Genomic DNA, 5,329 nt, shown 5'->3' on the forward strand with positions numbered 1-5,329 from the left:
CGACCCCGGCCATCCAAAACCCCACCATCATCCATCCCGCAGCCACCACCGGCCGCCGGGCCACACCCCCACGCCCACACCCATCACAGGACCCTGTTGACACAAACCCTCATAGGCTGCTCAGGGAACAGAGATCTCCTCGATCACCCGAGCCGGGCGATGGTATCGACGGCCGACTCCTCGACGGCGTCGCGGTATCCGCTCCCGGCCCAGAGGTTGATCCCGTCGGGGTCGTTGCTGGCGGCGCGTCGGATGCCACCGGTCAACGTGTTGACGGCCGGGTACTCGGCCACCGCGGCGTCGGAGAACCTGTCGGTGAACAGGTTTCGCAGGGCGCGTGCCGGTCGGCCGCTGAACGCCCAGGTGACCACGGTGTCGGTTCGGTCCGGATCGGCGAGAGCCGCCCCGTGCGCGGGTTTGGTGCCGGCCTCGGTGGTCCGCAACAAAACCGTACCCACCTGCACCGCAACGGGTCCCGCGGATCGGACCTCGTCGGCCCGGGCCGACGTGGAGATCCCACCCGCCGCCACGATCGGCAGCGGCACCCGGTCGGCGACCGCGCGGATCAAGTCGTCGAGCGGCTCTGTGGGAGGAGTGGTCCGGCGGTCGAAGACCGATCGATGGCCACCGGCGTCGGGACCCTGCACGCACAGCCAGTCAGCACCGGCTCGACCGGCGATCTCGGCGTCCGTGGCCGTGGTGACCGTGACCCCGACACTGCACCCGTGCCGGTGCAATTCGGCGACGACCTCGGGTGCGGGACACCCGAACGCGAAAGACACGAGCGGGATCCGCTCGTCGCACACCAGCCGGATCTTGTCGTCGAAGTGGTCATCGTCCTCGCCCAGGTCCTCGACCTCGGGAAGCGTCACGCCCAGACTTCGCGCATACGGGACGAGTTCGGCGCGGTAGCGGGCGAGGTCGTCGCGGTTCACCGGCTCCGCCTCGGGAACGAAGATGTTGACACCGAAGACCTCGGTACCGGCCGTCCGCACGGCCGCGATGTCGGCGCGCACCTTGTCGGGAGTCTGGTACCCGGCGGCGAGCTGGCCGACACCGCCGGCCGATGCCGCGGCCACCACCAGTTCCGGGGTGCTCGGACCACCGGCCATGGGGGCGGCGACGACGCGGCTGGAGAGCTCACGCAGATCGAACATTCAGGCTTTGTCCTTCGCCGCACGGACCGCAGTGAACTGCGACAGTCGCGCCTCTGCCACCGAATCCATCTGCTCGAGCTCCATCCCCTTGGTCTCCTCGACCTTCCGGAGGACGTAGAAGAACGAGGCCGCGGCGCAGAAGGCGAAGAAGCCGTAGATGATTCCGAGTCCGACGGCTTCGGTCATCGGCGGGAACAGCATCGAGATGGTGAAGTTCGCGACCCAGTTCACGGCCGTGCAGACGCCCAGGGCGACACCGCGGATGCGGTTGGGGAACATCTCCCCCAGCATCACCCACATCACCGGGCCCCACGTCGCGGCGAAGGCGACCACGAACAGGTTGGCGCCGATCAGTGCGACCACACCCCACGGGTCGGGCAGCGTGATGTTCTCGCCCTCGCCGATCTGCTGGGTGAACGCGATACACGCCATGAGCAGGCCGATGAACATGCCCACCGAACCGCCGAGCAGCAGTTTCCGCCGCCCGATGCGGTCGACGAACAGGATCGCCACGAAGGTCATGACGACGTTGATGACGGCGGTGATCACCGATGTCTTGAACGAGTCGGCCTCGGAGAAGCCGACGGACTGCCACAGCGTCGTCGAGTAGTAGAAGATCGCGTTGATACCGACGAACTGCTGGAAGATGGCCAACCAGATGCCGACCCAGACGAGCGGGTGCAGCCCGAACGACGGTCCCGCGATGTCCCTGATCGACGACTTCGCCTCGCGCTTGACCGTCAGCTTGATCTCTTTGACCCGCTCGAGCGGGTTCTCCTCGCCCGTCACCTCCTGCAGGATCCGGGCCGCCTCGGCATCACGGTTGCGACCCACCAGGTATCGCGGCGACTCCGGGATCAGCAGCGCCAGCACACCGTAGACGACGGCGGGCACGACACCGACGAGGAACATCCACCGCCACGCCTCGAGGCCCCACCAGAATTCGTTCGACGCGCTGCCGGCGCTGTCGGCGAGCAGTGCGTCGGAGAGGAGTGCCGCGAAGATGCCCAGCGTGATCGCGAGCTGCTGCATCGAGGCAAGCGCCCCGCGGTAGCGGGCCGGCGCGATCTCGGAGATGTAGGCCGGCGCGATGACCGAGGCGATGCCGATGCCGATGCCGCCCAGCACGCGCCACAGCAGCAGGTCGGGAATCGTCTGGGTGAAGCCGGTTCCGATCGCGGAGATGATGAAAAGCGCCGAGCCGAGCAGCATCACGCGCTTGCGTCCCCAGACGTCGGCCAGCCGGCCGGCGAACCATGCGCCGAGCGCACAGCCGAGCAACGCGATCGCGACGGCGAAGCCGGTCATCAGCTTGCCGAGGCCGAAGTCCGCTTCGATCGAGTCGACGGCGCCGTTGACGACCGAGCTGTCGAAACCGAACAGGAAGCCACCGACCGCCGCGGCGACCGTGACACCGATGACCTTCGCCGTGTGTTGCTCGGCGACTTGCCGCTCCGCGTCGGTCATGACGCCGTCCAGAGCGTTGCAGGAGTCCACCGCAGAATGTGTGTCATGTCCGTGACCTCGCTGTCCGGTTGCATGGACGCCGGGTGATCGACGTGGCGATCAATCTACTCGCGTGCATCGCCGAGTCTGACGGTAACGGACACAGTCGCATGCATAGCGCAGATACGCCCCACGGTATGGCGTGGGACGCCTCGGTGACAGTGTTGGTCTGGCGCGGACAGGTCAGCCGGTCTCCCAGACACCGGGATTCGCCCGGATCCGGACTCCGGACCCGATCACGTCGGCCAGCGGGGCGGGACGCCCGAAGTGATAGCCCTGCGCGAGGTCGCAACCGACCTCGGCGACCGTGGCGGCCTGCGACTCCGTCTCCACTCCCTCGGCGACCACCCGCATCCCGGCCGCGTGCGCCATGGTGACGATGCCGGCGAGGATCGATGTGGCGCTCGGGTGCTCGTCGAGAGCGTCGACGAAGGACTTCGCGGTCTTCAGGACACTGACCGGCAGGCGGTAGAACTCGCTCAACGACGACGCACCGGTCCCGAAATCGTCGAGCGACACGTGTGTTCCGAGTTCGCGCACGTTGCGCAACAGGGTGAGCAGGTCTCCGTCGAGCGGGTCCAGTGCACTCTCGGTGATCTCCAGGCAGAACGCGGCGGGGTCCATGCCCGAGCGGGTGATCGTGTCCCGGAGCCGGTCGGGGAACTGGCCATTGGTGAGCTCCCGTCGGGAGACGTTGACGCACAGCATCACCCGACGGAGTTCGGCGACAGCGGCCACCTCGGCGGCCGCTGTCTCCAGCACATAGTTGCCCACCCGGTCGATGAGATTGGATCCTTCTGCGAGCGGGATGAACTCGGTGGGCGAGATCGACCCCAGTTCCGGGTGACGCCAGCGTAGAAGGCTTTCCAGGCCCACCAGGGCGCCGTCGACGGTCGACACGATCGGCTGATAGTGGATCTCGAGTTGATCGGTGTCGGTGTCGAGAACGCGCCGCAGTTCCTCTTCGATGCGCTGCCGGCGCTGCAGTTCCTCCCGATGCTGCGTCTGGAAGCGGACGTAGCGCGCACGAGAAGCCTTGCGTGCTTGATACAGCGCGATGTCGGCATCGCGCAGCAGGTCGGTGGCGGTGTAGTCGTCACCGGCCTTGACCGTCGCCACGCCGATGCTCGCCTCCACCTTGAGCGGTTCGGTGCGGGTGCTCACCGCGATCGGCTCGTACACCGTCCCCCGGATCTTGTCGATCTGCTGCTCGATCTCGTCGGCCGAACAGGCGATCCCCAGGGTGGCGACGAGAACGAATTCGTCCCCACCAATCCGGCCGACCGAGGCCTCGTCGGGCGTTGCCGCCGCCAATCGCTGTGCGACGGTGTGCAGCACCTCGTCACCCACGGCATGGCCGAGCGAATCGTTGACCAGCTTGAAATTGTCGAGATCGATGTAGAAGATCGCGACGCAGCAGGCGTTGTTTCCGTCGTCGAGTCCGGCCATGTGCGACTCGAGTTCGCGGATGATCCCCGAGCGGTTGTACAGACCGGTCAGCGGATCGTGTACGGCTTCCCACGCCAGCTGGGTGCGTTCGCGGTAACGGTCGGTGATGTCGGCGAACGACACCAGGACGACCACCTCGGCGCCGTCGTCGTCGATCGGCCGGCAACTGCACGAGAGCCAACGCTCGCCGGCGGGCGTGGTGATCGTCGCGGTCGCGTCGGTGACCGCCTCACGGGTGCGCAGGCAACGTGCGATCGGTGATTCGTCGCCGTCGAAGTCCAGCGGCAGTTCGTGGACCCGGGCACCCGGGACCGCTTCGGAACCGAGCATTGTCCCCGCGGCCGGGTTGGCGAGTTCGATGTCGCCGTCCTCGCGAACGACGATGACCGCCTGGTGCAGCGCGGCGAGGATCGTCCCCAGCCGCTCGATGAGGGGACGACGGGTGGGTTCGGCGACGATGAGGAAACCGTCATCCATCGTCGTCACCGAGGTGTGGGCGAGAAACGATCGCCCGGTGTCGGAACGGCGGTGCAACTGATCGACGGTGCCGCCCAACGACACCGCCGCGTGCGGGTCCACGTGCGCTCCGACGACGTCGTCGATATTTTGTCCGATCGCCTCGGACGCCCGCAGGCCGTACATCTGCTCAGCGGCCGGGTTCCAGGAAGTGACCGTCATGTGGTTGTCGACGGCGATCACCGCGTTGCTGACGTGGTCGAGGAGCGCCGCCTGTCGTCGCAGGGCCGATTCGATCGCTTTCTGAGCTGTGATGTCCCGCAAAATCACCTGATACGCAGGCTTGTCCTGCCAGACGGTGCGCACCGACGTCACCTCCATGGGGCGGGTGACCCCGTGCGCGTCGACCATCACCACTTCTTCGGGCACGGTCGACGCGCCGGCCTCCTCCCCCATGCCGATGATCCGATCGAGCATCTGTGGCAGTTCGTCGGGATGGACGAAGTCGGCGATGGACCGTCCGAGCATGGCGTCGCGTTCGTCGACGCGAGCGAACGCCAGCGCTGCCGAGTTCACGTAGACGATCAGGCCGTCTTGATGGACCGCGATGGCGTCCGGGCTCAACTCGAGGAGTAGGCGATACCGCTCGGCGACGGCGGCGTCACTGGGACGGGCCATGGGTTCGGCATCCGGCGCGACGAGTCCGGGCCGGTCATCGCCGTCAGCCCTCGGTCGTCCCACCGCGCCGCCCCCTCCGATCG

The 5,329-nt window shown here is 67.1% G+C and carries 3 protein-coding genes; all 3 read right to left on the reverse strand.

Features of this window, described 5'->3' with window-relative positions; genetic code table 11:
• Window positions 1–143 precede the first annotated feature (143 nt).
• Window positions 144–1,157, reverse strand: coding sequence for a nitronate monooxygenase family protein (locus JW364_RS23760; RefSeq protein ID WP_065629994.1), 1,014 nt, complete (start codon window positions 1,155–1,157; stop codon window positions 144–146).
• Window positions 1,158–2,624: a sugar porter family MFS transporter gene (locus JW364_RS23765; RefSeq protein WP_068971052.1), complete on the reverse strand. Its 1,467-nt coding sequence runs from the start codon at window positions 2,622–2,624 to the stop codon at window positions 1,158–1,160.
• A gap of 222 nt (window positions 2,625–2,846) precedes the next feature.
• Window positions 2,847–5,246: an EAL domain-containing protein gene (locus JW364_RS23770; protein WP_238995091.1), complete on the reverse strand. Its 2,400-nt coding sequence runs from the start codon at window positions 5,244–5,246 to the stop codon at window positions 2,847–2,849.
• Window positions 5,247–5,329 lie beyond the last annotated feature (83 nt).

The organism is Gordonia sp. BP-119, from assembly GCF_016924115.1.
In the GTDB taxonomy this organism is placed as follows: Bacteria; Actinomycetota; Actinomycetes; order Mycobacteriales; family Mycobacteriaceae; genus Gordonia; species Gordonia hongkongensis.

Coding starts and splice junctions, on each gene's coding strand:
- JW364_RS23760 (WP_065629994.1), bottom strand. CDS start 1,157: ATGTTCGATCTGCGTGAGCTCTCCAGCCGCGTCGTCGCCGCCCCCATG.
- JW364_RS23765 (WP_068971052.1), bottom strand. CDS start 2,624: ATGACCGACGCGGAGCGGCAAGTCGCCGAGCAACACACGGCGAAGGTC.
- JW364_RS23770 (WP_238995091.1), bottom strand. CDS start 5,246: ATGGCCCGTCCCAGTGACGCCGCCGTCGCCGAGCGGTATCGCCTACTC.